The 2,205-nt window shown below is 42.3% G+C and carries 3 protein-coding genes; 1 reads left to right on the top strand and 2 read right to left on the bottom strand.

Annotated elements, in window-relative coordinates:
* Both VXK47_RS00510 and VXK47_RS00515 read right to left on the bottom strand, forming a co-directional pair.
* Positions 1 to 684: FAD binding domain-containing protein (locus VXK47_RS00510; protein ID WP_435546816.1), on the bottom strand; the 684-nt coding region annotated here is incomplete at its 3' end.
* A complete protein-coding gene (locus tag VXK47_RS00515; RefSeq protein ID WP_435546818.1) occupies positions 684 to 1,916 on the bottom strand; it encodes a xanthine dehydrogenase family protein molybdopterin-binding subunit in 1,233 nt (410 codons plus the stop codon). The genes VXK47_RS00510 and VXK47_RS00515, both read right to left, overlap by 1 nt.
* On the opposite strand from VXK47_RS00515, the gene VXK47_RS00520 reads away from it, so the two are divergent.
* Positions 1,915 to 2,205: transposase (locus VXK47_RS00520; RefSeq protein WP_435546817.1), on the top strand; the 291-nt coding region annotated here is incomplete at its 3' end. The genes VXK47_RS00515 and VXK47_RS00520 overlap by 2 nt on opposite strands.

Below are 2,205 nucleotides of genomic sequence, written 5' to 3' on the forward strand. Positions count from 1 at the left end.
CATCTTCAGATAGCAGCTTTTTGTGCCTTTGGGCGGTGTGGGTATATGAATCTGTTTAACAAAATCCGTTGGTTTAAGGATGTTCACCTTTTTGCTTTTCTGTGTATAAAAATCCTCAATATTTATAACCTTTTCTTTGCCAGTGCTACCTACTATCGTTACTTGTGCACCAAGAGCTATCAGGGCGGGAGGAGTATCTGCCTGGAAAAGGGCGAGACACTCTTTTGAGCCTTTTACTACAAAGCACCTGTCTCCGCCAAGCTTAAAGCATAAATGAGGTCTTCCTTTACGCCATTCATGAGACTGGTTGAAATACATGCACATTGATTCGATGCTTATGTTGCCGCCTATTGTTCCCATGTTTCTTAACTGAGGGCTTGCAACTCTTCCGGCTGCCTGTGCAAGAGCCGTAAACTTCTCTATTACCGGTTTGGATTTTGAAATATTATCAAGGGTAACCAGAGAGCCTAATGTTAGCCCTTTTTTTTCAGCAAACTCTATTTTTTTCAGATCTTCAATTTTTGTTACATTTATAACGTATTTGGGAGTTACGATTCTTTGTTTCATTTTAGGCAGTATATCGGTTCCGCCTGCAACCAGAATCGCATCTTCATTCTTTTTAAGAAGAGAGATTATCTCTTTTACATTTGTTGGTTCAAGGTATTCAAATCTTGGCAGCCTCATTATTTTTCTCCTTTTTTTTCCAGTGCCCTTAAAATCTTCTCAGGGTTTATAGGAAGATCTCTTACCCTAAACCCAATTGCATCGCATACTGCATTGGTTATTGCAGGAATTGTGGGAATATTTGCACCCTCGCTGGCTTCCTTGGCGCCGAAGGGGCCTTCGGTATCTATGGATTCCACAATAATGGATTGAACCTCCGGCATATCTTCTGATGTTGGGATCCTGTAATCCAAAAAAGAGTTTGTCATAGTCGATCCATTTTCCATCCTGAAATCTTCACATGTCGCCTGGCCAAAGGTCATGGAAACACAGCCTTCAATTTGGCCTTCAACCGCCATTGGATTTATGGCAAATCCGCAGTCATGGGCCGCAGCAATCTTTTGCACCTTAACCTCGCCGGTTTCCTTATCAACATCAACTTCTGTGGCATGAGTTCCGAAGCTGAATGTGGGAGATATGTTAACTTCCCCCAGATCAAGTCTCATTTCACCGCCAACATCAGCCGGTGGATTATAGTCGCCACTGCTGGTCAGATGTTCTTTCTTTTTATCATAGTATCCTATTACGGTATCAGCGATGGAAACACTTTTTTCCGGAGTTCCCTTTACACAAATCTTTTCATTTTTAGCCTCAAGATCATCTTTGTTTGCTTCAAGCATATCTGCTGCAATTTCAAAAAGTTTCATTTTCATGTTGTGCGCAGCAATTTTTGCGGCACCTCCGCCAAATACAGTTACCCTGCTTGAGTAACTTCCCATATCCAGAGGAGTTGTGGCAGTATCTGAGGCTATAACGCTGATATTATCAAGACCGACACCAAGTTCTTCTGCTGCAATCTGTGCGAGTGTATTTTCAGAACCCTGGCCGATATCGGACGTTCCTGTAAAGAGAGTAAAATTTCCATCCGTTTCAGCATTTATCTTAACACCTGAAAATGAAGGAGGATTATCATAGAAAAATGAAAAAGCCGCTCCTGAGGCAAAGAACATGGAGGCCAGCCCAACACCTTTCCCATCCGGTAATTTTCTCCATTTGTCTTTCCACCCGATCTCTTCTACAGCTTTATCTAAAGCTTCGTTATGTCCGCAGCTTCTTATTTTGAATTTGCTTATGGTTGTCTGTCCGGCCTTAACCGCGTTCTTCAGCGGTGGCCCGGAAAAACTGAACAGTTGCTTAAGTGATAAAGCTGCTCTAAATTGATTTAAAATAAAAGAAAGGAGCAGCAGGTAAATGAAGACATTAAGAAGAAATCATGGAGCAGCATTTAAGGCAAAAGTAGCTATAGAGGCTATCAAGGAGCAAAACACAATAGTTGAATTGGCACAGCGTTTTCAGGTGCATCCCAATCAGATATCGGCATGGAAGAAACAACTATTAGAGAAGGCGGAAGGTGTATTTACGGGAGAGAAGAAAACGGAAGGAGGACCAAGCGTTAAAGAACTTCATGCCAAGATAGGGCAGCTTGCAATGGAGAACGATTTTTTATCAGTAGTGCCCGGTCGCATAGCCGATACGAGCGCA

The sequence above is a fragment of the Desulfobacterium sp. N47 genome (assembly GCF_051233685.1).
Lineage (GTDB): Bacteria > Desulfobacterota > Desulfobacteria > Desulfobacterales > RPRI01 > RPRI01.